The organism is Roseofilum sp. KMC-1, assembly GCF_057802075.1.
On the sequence record NZ_CM173605.1, the window covers coordinates 3,031,003 to 3,049,186 of the forward strand.

Sequence of the window (18,184 nt, forward strand, 5' to 3'; positions counted from 1 at the left end):
ATCGGGACGGCGATCGTGTAATTGGGGTCAAAAGGCTTTTGGGACTTCAACAAGGCGAAAGCCAAATGAAGAAGTTTACGCATAATGGCCCCAATCACCTGCATTTTCACCTTCCCTTGACTCAATAGCCTCTGGTTGAAAGCCTTGAGAAGGGGAATAGAGGTTAAAAGAAAATAGTTTTTCTTTTAATGATGAATGGGAAGATTGCCCACAATATTAGGACTGGATGAAATGGGAGTTTTAGCGGTTCCTGTATAAAGTTGGGTCTCCCGATCTAAAACAGAAATAACTTTTTGATGAAAAAGTTCGCATTGGGCTAAAGAATCGCCAATATTGGTTAATCCCAGTTTACCAAACTCAGATAAAGTTCCTATTAAATGAAAAATGGTTCCCGTTTCTGTCCCGGTATCAAAATGCAGATTATGATGGGCGATAATATCAATTAAATCGTGGGGCAAGAGTCCTTGATATTGTTTTTGCTTTAAATTGTCGGTAGCCAGATAATATTTGGGCCGCCCTTTTTGGCTATAAAATAGGCCATCCTCAGAATTATAAGATCCTCCGGTCAAATATTTTAAGGTCATAAACGGATGGGTGGTTCCACCGCAGCGTAAGTTGATTTCAATGGCGAATATATCCCAATCTGGGAAAGAGGAATTTCCAGAGGGAACGGCGATAAAATCTACAGCAAATCGCTCTAAGGCTCCTTTTTCGGCTAAATTCTGGCCAATTAGGCGGCCATATTCTTGAATTTTCAGGCGATAGGCTTCGTTGGCGGGAAATTGACAGCCTAAGTAAATTTGACCGTCGGGCCCGCCTAAAATTTGGTCATGGGTGGAGAGAATTTCTACGGTTCCTAGGGGGGTAATTTGGGCTTGGACACTGGGCGATCGCTTTTTTTCTCCTTCAATAAAGGCTTCGACAATAGCGCCTAATTCGGGGATACGGGAGCCAAAGGTGGGCCAGGTTTCTCCAAGTCCTTGGAATCTGAGATGCTGAAACTGGTTTTTAATGGCGCGGAGGCGATCGCGATGGGAAGCTTTCCCCGGTTGATAATCAGCAATAGAGGTTAAATTGAGCAAGGCATTACCTTCACCGGAAAACCCCTCATTGAGTTTAATCACCATGCGCTTTAGGTGGGGTTGTCGTTCCCATAAGTCGGCGGAGGCTTCGGCTAAGTCTTGGGAATTCCACACCGAATGACATCCATCGGGATGGGGAATATTACATTGGGCAAAAATTTCCCGACTGCCGGATTTTGTACCCCAATAAAGTAAATCCGGATCGCAAGCAAACAGGGGTAGCTGTAATCTGACAGATAATTCCCGTTCCCAGGAAGTAGAGTTAAAACAAACCATATAGGATTGGGAAGAACGAAGAGATCGCCGAATGCGCTCAATTAAGCGGGGACGGTCTAAAATTTTTTCTGTTAGAGATTTACAGGAGCGATCGTAAGCCGAGAAGAGTAACAGGCGATCGCGAGCATGGGAAAAGGGAATACCGGGCAAAAGATGGAGATAATAATCAACAATAATCTCTGGTAGCGGTTCCGAGGTAACATAAACTAAGCGAGTGTGAGGATTTTTTAAGCGAATCAGGGAAAATAGCATTCGTTCTTCGTAGTGCATTACCCCTTCAACTTTCTGAAGTTCTTGTTGATCTAAGCTCAGGGAGGGAATAACCAAGATATCATAATCATCAGGTTCAGTTATAGGGCAAGTCTGCCCATTCGGGGCGATCTGACTTTGATCCAGGCGTTGGGGTAACTCACAACTGTGATAAGAGAGTGAATTTCGCCACTGAGTTTGAAGATATTGAAATTGCTCAATAACATCTGGTCGATCTTTACATTCGATTCCGTGGTTGGAGTGGTGCATGAGGTTAACTCCACAATAAAGTCTAAACAATAGAACCTTATCAGATCGGATGTGTGCTATTTGATGAATAATCTTTGAGCAAATACCAACCCTTTTAGACTTAAGTCCTTTCCGTCGATCCCAGGTGAATCATGATCATCGAAGATGAAGAACTGCGGCAACTGTATAAAGTCTCTAGCGAGGAACACCTGCAAAATTTAGAGGCAGGTATTTTGCACCTAGAGCGATATCCAGAAGATAGAGAAAAACTCCAAGAAGTGTTGCGAGAGGCTCATACCCTCAAAGGAGACTCGCGGATGTTAGGGGTCAAGGATGTGGAATCTTTGTCCCATCAAATCGAGCAAGTGGTCGGTAAACTCAAAGAGAATAGCACGGCTCTTGAGGGGGGTATGGGCGATCGCCTCTATTATGGCTTAGATGCCATGCGCCAAATGGTTCATGAAGCTGTAACCGGTGAACCTTCAAGGATTCAAGCCTATAAAGTGTTGGCTGTACTGATGGGGGCGAATATCCCCGAAAGTCCGACTTTTCAAGGGGAAACTGTCGTCGAGCAACCCATCGAGAGAGCAGAACCAGCATCAGCAACGGATACTCCCCAGCCAGAGGAGCTAACAGAGCCAGCAGAAGCACAATCTGAGATGGAGGTCTCCCTTCCCGAACCGGAACTAGAGCCTGTGTTAGAGAAGCCACCTGTACCCGCAGAACCAGTTTTTAAAGCCTCCTCTACTCCCTCTGTACCAGAACAATCCATCAGCAGTTCTCCACCCGTCCTCACCCAAACCCCCTCAAAACCAGAAACACCTGTGATGGGATCGAGTTATCGGATTGAGAGTGTGCGGGTGGCGACTCGCAATCTAGATGATTTGATGACCCAAACGGGGGAGTTAACGGTTAGTAAAATCCGCATGGCCCATCATATTAATACCATTAACGATATGGTGAATTTGTGGGAAGAGTGGAACCGGCAAACCTATGGCAATTTGAGTTTTGAGCAGAGTGTGGATAAGTTGCAAGCCCTCAAACAAAGGCATGAAGAATATTTAGAAGAAATGGGTAAGCTCTTAAATCAGTTGCGATCGCGAGCTTCGGAAGATGTGGCTCGCTTAGAGGCGATCGCCAGTCAACTCGATTTTGGGATTCGCACCCTAAGACTATTACCCCTATCTACTATTTTTAACCTATTTCCTCGCTTAGTTCGCGATTTAGCCAAACAACAAGGAAAACAAGTTAACTTAATTATTGAAGGCGCAGAAACCAAAGCCGATAAACGCATTTTAGAAGAAATGAAAGACCCGTTAATGCACATGATCCGTAATAGCATCGATCATGGCATTGAAACCCCAGCAGAACGCATTGCCCAAGGTAAACAACCCCAAGCAACTATTCGTCTTAAAGGGTTTCAAACTGGCAATAGTATTTTGATTGAACTAGAAGATGATGGTCAAGGTTTAAACCTAGAAAACATTAAACGCACGGCTAAAGAAAAGGGATTGCGGCGACCCGAAGAACTCGAAGCCATGACTGAGGCACAAATTCAAGCTCTGATTTTTACCCCTGGATTTTCTACTCGTCAATTCGTCACCGAAGTTTCTGGACGAGGTGTGGGGTTAGATGTGGTACGCACCAATGTAGAGCATTTGAAGGGCAATATTCAGGTTGATTCAACACCGGGTAAAGGGTGTAAATTTACGATCCAACTGAGTACCAGTCTAGCCACTGCTTCCGTTTTATTGGTATCAGTTCAAAGCTCAACCTATGCTATTCCTGTGGAATTCGTGAAGACCACACTGTTAATTCCAGAACATCAGATTTTTGCCATTGAAGGTCGAGATACTTATGCTATGGGGGATCGGCCGATTTCTATTGCCCGGCTAGAAGAAATTTTAGAATTACCTATTCCTTCTGAATCTAAGGGAGAATCAGGTAAAACCAAAACCCTAGAATTTTGGCCTTGTATTATTTTGCAAGTGGGGCCAGAGTTATTAGGGATTATTGTAGATGAACTGCTCGATCAACAGGATATTATTCTCAAACCCCAAAGTCTCCTCCTGCAACGGGTGCGAAATGTTTCTGGCGCGACGATTTTAGGCACGGGAGAAGTTTGTATGGTCTTAAATCCCCAAGATCTAGTGAAGTCCGTCCAGAAGAAAAATATCCAGCGTAAAGTTGAGTCTTTACAGGTGGTGAACCCGAAGGAAGAAAATCAGAAATCAGCCGTTTTATTGTTAGCAGAAGATTCTATCGCTACCCGTACCCAAGAAAAACGAATTTTGGAAAGTGCGGGGTATGAGGTGGTTACGGCGGTGGATGGTTTGGATGCTTATAATAAGTTGAGAAGCCGTCATTTTGATGGGGTGATTTCTGATGTGCAAATGCCTAATTTGGATGGATTGTCATTGGCTGCTAAAATTCGGGAGCATAAGGAATATGAAGACCTGCCGATTATTTTAGTTACGTCTTTGGCTTCTGATGAGGATAAACATCGGGGTGCAGAAGCTGGGGCAAGTGCTTATTTAACGAAGGGGGGATTTAGTCAGGAGTTGTTGTTAGAAACGGTGCGCCGTTTGGTGTAGATTTTGCCCTCATCCCCTAACCCCTTCTCCTGTGGGAGAAGGGGAAAAAGTCTCTCTCCCGTGGGAGAGGGATTTAGGGAGAGGACAAGGTTTACTCAACTTCAACCGTTTTAGTCACATTAATCAGGGTTCGATCGCCCCGTTTAAGTTGATATTCCCCGCGCCAAGTGCCGGGAATTAGGGGGCGATCGCGGGTGTTTTTCTTGCCCGCATAGGCTAAGGTGATGCGATTGGGGCGATCGCGCACTGTCTTGTTTTCGGCGATTGTCTGACCCTGGGGATCGACCACTCGCAAGTATTCCTCATCTCCCTGTAACACCCCAAACCCATGCACCCAGAACACCAAGGCTCCCCCCTGCAAGGATAACTGCTCGTCCCGAAACTCACCCGACCACACCCGGTTGAGATCCGGCACTTCACTGGCAAAACCCGCCCGAATTAACCCCGTTGGAGTATATTTGATTTCCTGACTCCACAGAGAACTACCTGAAACATTACATCCCGGCCCCGCTTCTGGCCCCACAAACGGATCGACCACATTTCCCTGATAGCGAAGGGTTAAATGGACATGGGGAAAGGAAGACTCACCCGAAGACCCTACCATGCCCAATACTGTGCCTGTTTTGACCTCTGTTCCCGGTTGTACGGATACACTCCCCTGGCGTAAATGACAATATTGGCTTTCCCAACCCTGACCGTGATCGATGACCATACCATTACCACAATTGATACCATCAATGACCGCTAAATCTGCTGGAGAAGCGATCCGCTTATCTTCTACCCCATCCCGCACCCGCAATACCCGGCCAGGAGCAGCCGCAAGCACTGGTACACCTTGTTTCATCGCCCATTCATCCGGGATACCAAAATCGGTTCCAGAGTGGCCATCTTCAGTCATCCGACCACATCCCACATCCACATAACCCGGCCCTGGGTCGCGGTCTACATAGCGGAGAATATAACAATCCTCTCCTAAAGAACACTGAATGGGCTGGGCAAATTTCGGCCAAGTTTGGGTTTGTGCCTGACTATTACTCAACAGGCTACAACTGGTAAAGAAGATTACGCCTAGCAGAATAAATACTATAGTAGATATACGGATTCGTTTGAGGAGCTTCATCAGTAAATATCAATTAACAATTAACAATAGATCGGTCAGCGATCGCCGCTTTTCTGAATAATATCTCAAATCTCTGTATATTTATGTAAAGAAATAAAACAATCTCATTAGAAATAAGACATTTTTATTTAAGTGAGTTACGATGTTCAATGTTGCTGTATTATACCCACAACCCTGAGATCATGACCGAATCCGCGCTCCAAAAGGCTTGGTTATCCCTTCCCCAAAATGCTCAAGAATCTATTGTTAACCATAATTTCATGCCCATTTTATTAGAGGCCCTAGGGTTTGCCAAAAATGAGTATTTTCCGGAATATCCTACGGGTCGAGGCAATGATAAGGTTGATTTTGCTGCTCGTAAAGATAGGAATAATGAGAGTTTTTTAGAAAAGCCTCAAGACCCCTTTTTATTGATTGAAATCAAAGGCAGAGAGATTAATTTTAACCAGTCTACTCGATATCAAGCAACAGTGAATCAACTAAAGCGTTATCTTTCTCCTGACTCCACCAACTGTAAGTCTGTGCGTTGGGGAATCATTACCAATGGAGACTCAATTCAATTGTTTCGCAAGCATGGAAAAGTCGTTTTTCCAGTTACCCAACTCACGCCTTTGAATGCCGACAATATCGATCAAAAAGTTGCCGACATTAAACAGCATCTCAAACAGACAGCTAGGGCCCTGTTTGTGGTCTGTTACAATAATAAAGGAGGAGTGGGCAAAACTACCACAACCATTAATGTAGCTGCCACCTTAAGCTTATACGCCAAAAAAGTCTTAGTCATCGATTTTGATCCCAATCAACGAGATTTAAGTAATAGCTTGGAGATTCAACCGGCATCAAGTCGATTATATCAGTGTTTAGAGGATTATAAAAACCATCCGATTCAAGAGGCGATCGTTCAGTATCGTCAGACGCTTAAATCGGGGAAAAAGCTCGGATTTGATGTGATTCCAGCCGATGAAACTTTTTTGCAATTGAAAGAACAAGAGTTAACGGCAAAAGTGACCAGGGGGAGATTAAGACAAGTTCTGCAAATTCTACGCAATGAGTATGATTATATTTTGATTGATTCTCCTCCCAATTGGCAACTGTTTAGTCAAGAGGCAGTGATGGCAGCCGATGTAGTATTAATTCCGACAAAGCATAATAATTTAGCTTCTTTAGAAAATGCAGCTTTAGCCATCTCCCAATTTTTGCCGGAAGTGGGGAACCGCAGGCGAGATATTTTATCCCCAGATGCGGATAATCCTACCGCATTACCTATATTTTATAATGGAGAAACTATTAGTGATGCCCAACAAAGACAAGCTCAGGAGGCTATTGAGACCATTATCAAATCCCATAAGAAAAATTTTGGTGTAGATTTACAACCCTATTTTTTCCCAAAACATACCCAGGGAAATAAAAATATGGATGTGTTTACGCTCAAAAACTATGCTCCCATTTCCAATGCAGTGTTTAAACGTAAGCCAGCAGCCTATCTGTATAAGGGAGTTTATGAATTTTATAAGGAATTAGTTCAGGAGTATTTTATCTAATGAAACAGGAAATTGGCGCTCTTATCTATCTCTATTTAGAGGAAATTGAACCGGGAGAACCGGTAAAGATGCATGAATTTTTGATTAAGGAGACAGCTAAGGCAGTGAGTCGGGCTGGCGATCGCAACTGGCTCCCGATTATTGTTAAGCAAACCGGTCAAGATCGCTACCAAGTCATCAGTAATATGTTTGCCTATGCCGTGGCTGAAGAAGCGGGTTTAGAGAAAGTCTGGTGTATCATTGCTGATGATTCAGAAGCGACACAAACCGCCTCAGTGTTACTCTCGCAAGAACGGTTACCGAAAATCAACTTAGCCACCGCAACGGTTGATGACATTCACTCTGGATTAGACTACTTAATTCATCGTACTGTTAATCCCTTAAAAGGGGTAACACTAGCTGTGGCAACCAACCGCATTTTTGAAGCACCACGCCACCATTGGAAACCGAGTTTAATGGAGGTAACTCAACTCAAGTGTGGCATTACCAAAGGGGCAAAGTTGAATGCATTTAAGGAGATCTTTTATCTGTCTGCTCAACTGACTGTGCCTGTTGAGACACCTAAGAGCAAGCAAAAAGAGACGGTTGAGCCAAAGGCGCTCAAGAGTTTAACGGTTGCCGAATTGAAGAAAATCGCCAAAGAACGGGGTTTATCGGGCTATTCTAAATTGAAGAAAGGGGAGTTACTTGAGTTGTTAAAAGCATAAGCTGAAACTCCATCCCGGCTATTTGGGATCGAGATTATTCTTTCCCCTGATGCAGCGTTCTTGGCTGGGAAACTTGAGGATTGAGCCAGAAATGGGCGATAATGCGACCCATCGCTGACGCGATCCCCATGCCCCAGGCGATCGCCAGCAGTTGTTGCAGTACATACCCAGGGGTGAGGGGGTTCACCGGGAGATCGAATGAGCCAATACCGTAGGAAAACTGCTGCAAGAACCACCAAAACAGATAAAAAGTGGCTGGCAGTTGAATCGGGATAAACACAATCAGCAAGGGAAGCAGCGTTTCAATTTTAGCTTTGGGAAACCGGATGACATACGCGCCGAGAATAGCGGCGATCGCCCCATTTGCACCAATAATCGGTAAAGCCACATCCGGATCGAGGAAAACTCGCACTACACCCATCATCACACCACTGAACAGATAAAAAACCAGAAAATCCCATCGCCCCATGTCCTTTTCGAGCCGTCTGCCAAACACAAACAAGAACAATAAATTACCTAGAATTTGAGCATAACTTTTATGCAGAAATAAGGCAGGTAAAATCGCAAAACAGCGCCATAAAAAAGCTACCCATACCGCCGGATTTCCCCTAGCGATGCCCTCTTGCCATAATCCTGTAATCTCGTTGGGAATCATGCCCCAATAGCCTACCCAATCCCTTAATTCTCCCCCTAAATCTAAGCGAATTTGAGCTAGAAATACCATCAACATCAAACCGATTAAACCATAACAAATAACCGGAGAGTAGGCACTAGATTGGGTATCGCGGATAGGAATCATAACAGTAGGGAATGGGAGTAGAATAACCCCGATCTTAACAAAATCATTTCCAATCCGTTGCCTGATTTCTCCCTCAGATAGAGACATCCGGTAAAATTAACTATGGCCTCTATACCCATTCCCAGAAATTCGACATGAATATTTTGACCAAACTTCTCTCTCAACCCGCGATCAAACCCCTATTTAGCCAAAGGAATCGAGGGATCGAACTCAAATCAGCAGCCGAAATTGAGATCATGCGAATTAGCGGTAAAATTGTAGCTACCGTTCTCAAAGAAATTGCGGAAATAGCCCAGCCGGGAATGACCACTGCCGATCTAGATGCCTATGCAGAACAACGGATTCGCCAGATGGATGCCACACCGAGTTTTAAGGGCTATCATGGCTTTCCGGCTTCGATTTGTGCCTCCGTTAATCATCAAGTGGTTCATGGTATTCCCTCCCGCAAACAAATCCTAAAATCAGGGGATATCTTGAAGGTAGATACAGGAGCCTATTATCAGGGGTATCACGGTGATTCTTGTATTACAATTTTCTTGGGAAAAATTCCCGCATCAACCCAAAAACTGATCGACGTGGCAGAACAAGCCCTGTATGAAGGCATAAAACAGGTAAAACCCGGTAATACCTTGCTTGATATTGCGGGTGGCATTGAAGATTATGTGCAACCCTATGGTTATACTATCGTAGAAAACTATACCGGTCATGGAGTGGGACGCAACTTGCATGAAGAACCGGCTGTATTTAACTTTCGCACCCAGGACTTACCGAATGTCACTCTGCGTCCAGGAATGGCTTTGGCGATCGAACCAATTGTGAATGCGGGTTCAAAAATTACTCGTGTTTTACCCGACCAATGGACAGTAGTTACCGTGGATAATGCTCTCTCTGCCCAATTTGAGCATACAGTTCTAGTGACGGAGAAGGGTTACGAAATTCTCACCGATCGCACCCTGGTGTAGCAGCAGGTAGGGCCATAAAAAACCCCCAGCTTGTAAGAACTGGGGGTGAGATAGGAATCAGGGTGCATCTATTAAATGCTCTTCCCCTAGATAAAAGATGGCTCCGGATAAAATAACCATCCGATTTTGCTGGAGACTAGGACAATTGGCAAACTGGCCAAGCGATCGCCGCACCAACAGCTCGAATCTCCCATAATAAAGCATCTTCTTATCCCCCTCTTAGTCCCCATGAACTCAACCGACCTCGCCTTTACTCCAGCCACAGAACAAGCCCAACTGATCCGCTCTAAACAAATTTCTCCCCTAGAATTAGTCGAACTCTATCTAGACCGCATCGCCACCTATGACAGCCAACTCGGTAGCTACTTCACCGTTATGACTGAAGAGGCGATCGCTGATGCCAAAGTCAAAACCGAAACCCTCGCTAAAAATCCCACCGATCTCCCCCCCTTCTTTGGCGTTCCCATCCCCATCAAAGACCTCAAACGAGTCCAAGACGTGCGCTGTTCTTTTGGAGTCGCCGCCCTAAAAAACGAAATGGCCACCGAAGATGATGGCATCGTCACCAAACTCCGACAAGCCGGATTGATTCTCCTGGGCAAAACCGCCACCTCCCAACTCGGTTCCATGCCCTTCACCGAACCCCCTGGCTTTCCTCCCACCCGTAACCCCTGGAACCTAGACCATACCTCCGGAGGCTCCAGTGGGGGCGCTTCCTCTGCCCTCGCTGCCGGTTTATGCCCCATTGCCCATGGATCGGATGGGGGCGGATCGGTACGGGGGCCAGCCGCCTGTTGTGGACTGGTGGGTTTAAAGCCCTCACGAGGGAGAATTTCCTGCGCTCCGGCTGGTGATAGTCTCCATGGGTTAGCCACGAACGGCATTTTAGCCCGCACCATTGCCGATACCGCCACCTTACTCGATGCCATGGCCGGTTATGTTACCGGAGACCCCTATTGGTTACCCGATCCCCCTATTCCCTTCGCCCAAAGTTATCAGCAACCTCCCGCTTCCCTACGGATCGCCTTTAGTCCCAACCTGTCTGACTTCGGTCAAGCGACCCCAGAATATCAGCAAGCAGTTACTGATACCGCCAAAGTGTTAGCGGGTCTGGGTCATCACTTAGAAGAAGCTTGTCCCGTAGTCGCGGATATCAAAGAACCCTTTACCACTATTTGGCAGTCTGGGGTGGCGGCATCCGGTCTACCCCTGGAACTGCTGGAGCCGATTAATCAATGGTTAGCCTCTCGCACGGTGAATGCGGGACAATATCTGCAAGCCGTTCGGGAAATGCAGATCATCAGTCGCCGCATTGTGGGATTTTGGGATCGCTATGATGTCTTGCTGCTCCCGGTTTATCTGCATCCACCGATTAAAGTAGGAGAATGGTCTGGTTTAGACCCAGCTCACATCTTTGAAAATGTTACTCGTTGGATCGCACCTTGCGCTCCCTTTAATGCTACAGGACAACCGGCGATCGCCCTTCCTGTCGGATTCGGCGATCGAGGTCTACCCCTGAGCGTGCAACTAATAGGCAAACCCGGCGCAGAAGCCACCCTTTTATCCTTAGCTGCTCAGTTAGAAACCATTTATAACTGGGGTGAATATCGCCCCCCTATGGAATTAAAAATGAAGAGTAAATAAGGAAGAGCAGATCGCCATCTCCCCACTCTTCTATCCAGAGTGATATTCTGGGATAAAGACCGTTTCTGCTGTCCTTCCCCTATGGTCTGGAAATTCTGTGGTCGTTTAATCAACCCCCTGATTTATCGTCTTTCCCTGCATACTCTGCTAACGGTTCCCTTTATCCTGCAATTGGGGATAGTGACGGTAGTGATTACTGGATTATCTTTCCATAGTGGAAAAGACGCGGTAGATATTTTGGTCAAGCAACTGGGACGGGAAACCAGCGATCGCATTGCCCAAATTTTAGCCATGAAATTAGCGGCTCCTCATTCAGTATATCAAACGATTCAAGGAGCCATTGATACCGATCAAATTGATATTACGGATTTCGATCAACTTCAATGTTATTTTCAACGGTTAGTCAAACAAGATAATGGGGTAGAGTATTTACTCTTTGGTCGTCCTACTGGCGAACTCTTAGCCGTTCAGCAGCTCGAAAATGGCGAAACGTTGGTCAAAGTCAGGGAAGGTAATATTCCAGAGCGAGAAGTTTATCGCTTAGATGAGAACTGCGATCGCCAGGAATTTTTAGGCAGCCAACCCTATGACACTCGGCTTAAAGACTGGTATAAAACTGCCGTTGAAAAACGCCAACCCACTTGGAGTTCAATCTCCATTTCTGCTTATTCCTATGTCAACCCAGAAGAATATTTTCTTTATGCTACCCCGGTAACCCCTGTAGCCCGGCCAAATGGTGAAATTTTAGGGGTATTGGGTGCAGAAATTCCCCTAACTTACGTTAACGAATTACTGAAAAATTTACAAGTTAGTCCTTCTGGAATGGCCTTTATTGTCGATCGATCTGGACAGTTAGTCGCCTCATCAACGAACGATCGTCTTTATCAATTGAATCGAGATAAACCCCAAAGAATCAAAGCGGTTGAACTAGATAATCCTTTGATTCAAGAAACCAGCCAATATCTTCTGGATCGATTTGGATCTTGGGAAAATCTCTATAGTCCCAAACAATTACTATTTAAACGAAATCATCAAAATAACTTAGTTCATATTGCGCCATTGACCGATAATCAAGGCTTGGATTGGTTAGTGATTGTGGTAATTCCCATCTCCGATTTTATGGGCCCTATTTATACTAATCTTTATCATACTCTGCTCCTGTGCTTAAGTGCCTTCTTTATCGCTATTTTAATGAGTATGATTACTGCAAGGCGCGTAATCGAGCCGATCAAAAAACTCAATGGATCGGCTAAAGCGATTGCCAAAGGAGAATGGGATAAACGAGTCACTTTACGTCGGTTTGACGAGTTGCGAGATTTGGCTGACTCTTTTAATCTGATGGCGGATCAAATTCAACATTCATTTTCTGATTTAGAGAAAAAGAATCAAGAATTAGAACGAATCGATCGCCTCAAAGACGAGTTTTTAGCTAACACATCTTATGAACTCAGAACCCCGTTAAATGGCATGATTGGATTAGCTGAATCTATTCTTGACCAGAGTACAGAACCATTATCTGAACTCACCCAATTTAATTTATCTTTGATCGTCTCTAGTGGCCGGAGACTGCTCAATTTAGTTAATAATATTTTAGATTTATCTAGATTAAATTATCATGAATTAACCCTTAACTGTAAGGCGGTTGAAATTAGGGCGATCGCCAAGGTAACCTTAACGGAATGCCAACCTCTGATTGGCCATAAAAACATTGAAATTGAAAATCAAATTCCCCATGATTTACCTCTGGCTTATGCTGATGAAAATCGGATCGAACAAATTTTATATGAATTAATTAATAATGCGATTAAATTCACGGAATCTGGAAAAATAACATTAAACGCTATTGCAGTCAATGAGAATTTGCAAATTACTGTTAAGGATACTGGAATTGGTATTTCTCAAGAAAAAATCGATCAAATTTTTCATTCTTTTTCACAAGGAGATGAAACAATAACTCAGCTTTATGGCGGATTAGGGTTAGGATTAACCTTAACCAAATGTTTGATTGAATTGCATGGGGGACAATTACAAGTTGTCTCTAGCTTGGGGTTGGGATCTAGTTTTATCTTCACCTTACCCATTGCTAGCGAACCGACTTATTCTCCTGTAGATTTTGGCAGACAGCACTCTTCAGATCCGGGGGATTTTTCCACTGTTTATCAACCTTGTAAAATCTCAGAAAACCAGAGTGAAAAATCTAAAATATTGTTGGTTGATGATGAATTAATTCATCTCCAGTTTTATTCTAGTTATCTCAATTCTGAAGATCATGTGATTGTGCAAGCTCAAAGTGGTGAAGAAGCTTTGCATTTTATCGAACAAGGATTTACTCCTGATTTAATGATTCTGGATGTGATGATGCCGCGCATGACGGGATATGAAGTAACTCGCCAAATTCGTCTGAGTAAAAGTCCCACAGAGTTACCCATTATTTTGTTAAGCACTAAGAATCAAGTCGCGGATTTAGTCATTGGCTTAGAGTTAGGAGCGAATGATTATTTAACTAAGCCAGTGTCTAAGGATGAATTTTTGGCGCGGGTGAGAATGCACTTAAATCTAAAAAAGTTGAAGATCGAAAACTTGCGGTTAGCCACAGAAGTTGAAATTACCAGTAGATTGCAAAAAATGCTGCTGCCAAAAACTACTGATTTACAGTTGGTTGAAGATTTGGAAATTGCTGGTTTTATGGAAAATGCCGATGAAGTGGGAGGAGATTATTATGATATTTTTGCTCAAAATCAAGGGGTGATGGTGAGTATTGGCGATGTGACGGGACATGGACTCGAAAGTGGTGTTTTAGCGATTATGGTACAAACGGCGATTCGGTGTTTGAGTTATAGCCAGTTTGCCGATATTAAGGTGTTTTTTACGGTCTTAAATCGGACGATTTTAGATAATATTGAGCGCATGAATTCCGATAAGCATTTAACGCTGTTGGTGGTAGAATACAATCAGGGAATATTAAGGCTCAGTGGACAACATGAATCTTTAATTCTGGTGCGATCGACGGGAGAAATCAACTGTATTGATACCCTAGATTTAGGTTTTCCCATTGGTTTAGATCGGGATGTGGGCGATTTTTTTGAGCAAGTGGAGTTAAAGTTAAATCCTGGAGATGTGACCGTATTATATACGGATGGGATTACGGAAGCGGAAAATCTGGATAAGGTGCATTATGGACTCGATCGCCTCTGTAGCATTATCCAGCGCGATCGCCATCAGAGCGCCGATGAGATTAAAACCGCCATTATTGCTGACCTCAAGCATCATATTGGCACACAAAGGGTTTATGATGATATCACCCTGGTGGTGTTGAAGCGCAAAGTATAGCGCTACGCCCTAGGGGGGAAAGGGGAATGGAAATAGGCTGTTTTCCTTCTTCGCCTCCCCGTATCATTGTTAATTGTTAATTGTTAATTGTTAGAACTCGTCATCTGCTCAATCAACGTCAATACCGCAGTGCGAGAGAGCTTTTCCTCTCCGGTTTGCAACACTTCTAAGGTAGCATGGGCTAAAGCTAGGGGAATCTTGCAAAACTCTAGGGCTGGGCCAGGGGGCAATGATTCAGTATACTGATTAGCTAACTCTAAATTCCGACGGGCATAAGTTTGCATCTGAGCAGAAGTCCAACCTTGAGGAAAAAAATTAACCCCACGCTGGAGATCCTCATGGTGATTGCGGAGAATATTCACCGCTTGCAACCCTCGTCCAAAGGCGATCGCCTCCATCCGGTTCGTTTGTGTCCCATCATACCATGCCCACAGATCAGAAAGCATCAAACCCACAGCCCCAGCCACACTAAAGGTATAACAATCCAAATCCCGCTCCGTCACCACATTCCAGTTACACTCAGCCCAATTTGCCATCCGATTTGCCATCGCTGCGGTAGCATCCCAAATGCGCGGAGAAATATCTTCAGGTGCTAAAGTTGCCCAGTCATATAACCGTAAACTCACCTCTGGAATCTCAGACTCATAAACACCCCAATCTAAGCGAGTTTGTGCCAATGTACCATTATTTACTCCAGCCTGTAATCCCCAACTCATCTGACTCAAAATGTGGCTTTTCACCCCATTCTCCAAAGTGGGATGATCTTCAATCTCATCAATGGCACGCATACATAAATAGGCAGAAGCCACCGCTTCTTGTAGATTAGGAGGAAGACGGATAATCGGAATATAAAACGTCCGACTCGTTTCTTCCAAAATCTCTAAGGCACTTTTAAGGCCATTCATCCGTTCAACTCCTCACATTTGGCTTGTACTAGCTTATAATCCATTGAGGGCAGACAAGCAAGTATTTATCTCTGTTTTAGGGTAAATGCAGACAAGAGGGGATCGGGAGTACCGGTTAACTGACGAGCAAAGCGAGGGGCGATCGCCGGAACCAAAGTAATCGGAGCAGTAAACCCAGAAAAAACATATAACCCCTCTTGATTAGGTACAGCCCCCATCAGAGCAAAATTCTGATGGACAAACGCCACTAAACAAGAGTGCCAGGCTCCCGCTTGTTGGGCTAAGGCAGGTAAGAATTGTCCCACTTTTTGGCGAATTTCTCGCTCGCTCTTGTGTGAATTAATCTGAGCATGGGGATCGGTTACGGTGCGGCTCAATTGTCCTAATAATAGTCTACCGTCTTGAAATTGTACCGCACTGGTATCAACAATGGCGGGGGCTAACTCATGTCCTGGTTCATTCCAAAGGGGTTCGAGTTCTGGACGACTCGCATCAGTTTCGAGCTGATAGAGTCGGCTTTGGGAAGGCATAATAAAGGTGGCTAAACGATGGTTCGGTTCAGCAATTTCCACCAGTTCCGCATGGGTAAAATAAATAGGAATATCAATTCCCGCTTGTTTGAGCAGTTGGCGAGTCCATCCTCCGGCACAAATGACCGCGTTTTTCCCTCGATAGGTATCTTCAGACGTGCTTACCGAATAGGAACGATCCCGATGGTGTTCTAATTCCTGGACTTCACCCATTTTCATCACTCCCCCTTGACGGATCAGGGCTTGTTGATAGGCTTGATTGAGGAGAATGGGATTAACTTGAGCTTGCTCTAAGGTTAAGGCACAAACGATCGCCTCTGGATTCAGTAAAGGTTCGATTTCACCGGCTTCTTGGGGAGTTAAGATCTTAAAGGGATCGTCCATCTGCTCGTAAGCGGCGATGGTTTGTTCCACATCTTGTCCCGGATGGACGGTAAGTAGCAGATCCACCGATCGAAACTCCGTATCCATGCCTAACTCATCGGATAATTGCCCATGTCTGGCTTTGCCTTCATGGAATAATTGTCCCATTGCTCCGCAAGTGCCATACCAAAAGACTCCCCCATAACTATAACGAGTTGCCCGTTCGCCATCAGTGCTTCGATCTAACAACAGTACCTTGCAACCAAACTTACTGAGTTCATACGCTAGAGCTATCCCGGTAATGCCTGCCCCAATGACGATCCAATCATAAATTTTTGCCATATTCACCTCAACTTTTCCCGAAACGCCAACATTTTCTCTACAAAACGCTGAGGAATGTCTGGGCGATCGCCCCAGTGTAAATGGAGATAGGATGCATGAAGATTATAAATTTGCCATCCTTCGCTGACTGCAAGCGTATGGCGATCGTATCCTTTTAATTGAAATAAGGGAAGAGTTTCTTTCTCTCCCCTAGGGAAAGGGGGAGTCAGTTGGGAGCGGTGAAACTCATGGCCTTGAAGGGTTGTACCGGCTTGTACTAAGGGACTATCATTGAGGACGGTGGCTTGTCGATAGCCAAGGGTCAACTTTTTCTCCATGGTGACATCAGAAGGTAGAATTCCGACCATTTCCCAGGTTTTGCCTTCAAAGGTGGTGAGAGTTTGGCACAAGACCATTAAACCACCACATTCGGCATAGGTGGGTAGTCCGGCTACAATGGCTTGGTAGATGGCTTGGCGAGCGCTTTGATTTTCCTCTAATTCTTCAGCGAACATTTCTGGAAATCCGCCCCCAAAGTAGAGTCCATCGATATCTGGGGGAAGGGTGCGATCCTTTAAAGGACTCCAGGGAACGAGTTCTACCCCTAGGTTTTGCAAGATATCTAAGTTATCGGCATAGTAGAAGCTAAAAGCTGGATCTTGGGCGATCGCCAATCGGACTTTGGGCTTACAGTCGTTTCCTTGCAAAGGGGGACTTTTACTGCCCCCCCTTTTTTTAAGGGGGGGTTGGGGGGGATCTTTCACGTCCCTCCTAAGAGAGGAATTCGATCCCCCTAAATCCCCCTTGGAAAGGGGGACTTTTAAGAGTTGCTGCAACTTTTGCCAATTAAAATGATGTTTTCCTAAATGGGCTAATCGGTCTAAAATCTCGTTCAACTGGGGTAATTCAGCCGTCGGAATTAGCCCTAGATGGCGGTCTGGGATGGTAATTTGAGTTTGACGAGGAAATACGCCTAAAATGGGCAGATTGAGGGGTTCTAGGGCTGCTTCCAGGTATTGTTGATGGCGATCGCTCACCACCCGATTTAGCACAATTCCGGCTAATGGTATGCTGGGATTGAAGGTTTGGAAGCCATGGGCGATCGCGGCTACAGAATTAGACATGCTTCCGCAATCTAAAACCAGCATCACCGGTAAATTGAGCAGTTTGGCGACATGAGCGGTAGAGCCAAAAAATGGATCACCAGGATGACAATTGTAGGGCAAGCCATCAAACAACCCCATCACCCCTTCTACCACGGCACAATCTGCTGTTTGCCGATGCTGAAAATAACAGGTTTGCACCCATTCTGGAGAGGTTAACACCGGATCTAAATTGCGGCAGGGGCGATCGGTGATATAAGTATGAAACATGGGATCGATATAATCGGGCCCCACTTTAAACGACTGCACCGATACCCCTTGTTCTCGCAAACTCGCCAAGAGCGCTAAGGTAATAGTTGTTTTCCCTACTCCGGAGCGATCGCCCGCAATGATTAATCCCATAATCAAT

General features: G+C 45.0%; 13 protein-coding genes. 6 read left to right on the plus strand and 7 right to left on the minus strand.

The genetic code is table 11. The annotated features are described in order from the left end of the window. Positions 1-185: 185 nt before the first annotated feature. Positions 186-1,877, minus strand: a complete 1,692-nt coding sequence (locus AC3FZD_RS14120; protein ID WP_488736649.1) for a peptide ligase PGM1-related protein — start codon at positions 1,875-1,877, stop codon at positions 186-188. 131 nt (positions 1,878-2,008) lie between these two features. On the opposite strand from AC3FZD_RS14120, the gene AC3FZD_RS14125 reads away from it, so the two are divergent. Beyond that, positions 2,009-4,450, plus strand: a complete 2,442-nt coding sequence (locus AC3FZD_RS14125) for a hybrid sensor histidine kinase/response regulator (protein ID WP_488736650.1) — start codon at positions 2,009-2,011, stop codon at positions 4,448-4,450. A gap of 91 nt (positions 4,451-4,541) precedes the next feature. On the opposite strand, the gene AC3FZD_RS14130 is transcribed toward AC3FZD_RS14125, so the two are convergent. Continuing rightward, a complete protein-coding gene (locus AC3FZD_RS14130; protein WP_488736651.1) occupies positions 4,542-5,570 on the minus strand; it encodes a M23 family metallopeptidase in 1,029 nt (342 codons plus the stop codon). 182 nt (positions 5,571-5,752) lie between these two features. Between AC3FZD_RS14130 and AC3FZD_RS14135 the strand changes: the two genes are divergently transcribed. Together AC3FZD_RS14135 and AC3FZD_RS14140 are read left to right on the plus strand one after the other, a co-directional pair. Next, on the plus strand, positions 5,753-7,111 hold the full coding sequence (locus AC3FZD_RS14135) for a ParA family protein (RefSeq protein ID WP_488736652.1): 1,359 nt from the start codon (positions 5,753-5,755) through the stop codon (positions 7,109-7,111). Then, on the plus strand, positions 7,111-7,818 hold the full coding sequence (locus AC3FZD_RS14140; RefSeq protein ID WP_488736653.1) for a Rho termination factor N-terminal domain-containing protein: 708 nt from the start codon (positions 7,111-7,113) through the stop codon (positions 7,816-7,818). The genes AC3FZD_RS14135 and AC3FZD_RS14140 overlap by 1 nt, the downstream gene beginning before the upstream one ends. 34 nt (positions 7,819-7,852) lie before the next feature. Here AC3FZD_RS14140 and AC3FZD_RS14145 read toward each other — a convergent pair whose 3' ends face one another. Continuing rightward, complete coding sequence (locus AC3FZD_RS14145; protein ID WP_488736654.1) at positions 7,853-8,617, minus strand: rhomboid family intramembrane serine protease; 765 nt, start codon at positions 8,615-8,617, stop codon at positions 7,853-7,855. A 134-nt stretch (positions 8,618-8,751) separates the two neighbouring features. Here AC3FZD_RS14145 and map point away from each other — a divergent pair, with 134 nt between their 5' ends. Further along, a complete protein-coding gene (gene map, locus AC3FZD_RS14150; RefSeq protein ID WP_488736655.1) occupies positions 8,752-9,579 on the plus strand; it encodes a type I methionyl aminopeptidase in 828 nt (275 codons plus the stop codon). Between the two features lie 57 nt (positions 9,580-9,636). On the opposite strand, the gene AC3FZD_RS14155 is transcribed toward map, so the two are convergent. Continuing rightward, positions 9,637-9,783, minus strand: coding sequence for a hypothetical protein (locus AC3FZD_RS14155; RefSeq protein ID WP_488736656.1), 147 nt, complete (start codon positions 9,781-9,783; stop codon positions 9,637-9,639). Between the two features lie 24 nt (positions 9,784-9,807). Between AC3FZD_RS14155 and AC3FZD_RS14160 the strand changes: the two genes are divergently transcribed. Both AC3FZD_RS14160 and AC3FZD_RS14165 read left to right on the plus strand, forming a co-directional pair. Then, a complete protein-coding gene (locus tag AC3FZD_RS14160) occupies positions 9,808-11,223 on the plus strand; it encodes an amidase (protein ID WP_488736657.1) in 1,416 nt (471 codons plus the stop codon). 81 nt (positions 11,224-11,304) lie between these two features. After that, the gene (locus AC3FZD_RS14165) at positions 11,305-14,553 is read left to right on the plus strand and encodes a SpoIIE family protein phosphatase (RefSeq protein ID WP_488736658.1); all 3,249 of its coding nucleotides are present in this window, start codon (positions 11,305-11,307) and stop codon (positions 14,551-14,553) included. 83 nt (positions 14,554-14,636) lie between these two features. Here the strand turns inward: AC3FZD_RS14165 and AC3FZD_RS14170 are convergent, their stop codons facing one another. The 3 genes from AC3FZD_RS14170 to AC3FZD_RS14180 form a co-directional block, all read right to left on the minus strand. Next, positions 14,637-15,458 carry a squalene/phytoene synthase family protein gene (locus tag AC3FZD_RS14170; protein WP_488736659.1) on the minus strand — a complete coding sequence of 274 codons (822 nt, stop codon included), beginning with the start codon at positions 15,456-15,458 and terminating at the stop codon, positions 14,637-14,639. Between the two features lie 65 nt (positions 15,459-15,523). Further along, the gene (locus tag AC3FZD_RS14175) at positions 15,524-16,693 is read right to left on the minus strand and encodes an NAD(P)/FAD-dependent oxidoreductase (protein ID WP_488736660.1); all 1,170 of its coding nucleotides are present in this window, start codon (positions 16,691-16,693) and stop codon (positions 15,524-15,526) included. Between the two features lie 2 nt (positions 16,694-16,695). After that, on the minus strand, positions 16,696-18,177 hold the full coding sequence (locus AC3FZD_RS14180; RefSeq protein ID WP_488736661.1) for a cobyrinic acid a,c-diamide synthase CobB: 1,482 nt from the start codon (positions 18,175-18,177) through the stop codon (positions 16,696-16,698). Positions 18,178-18,184 lie beyond the last annotated feature (7 nt).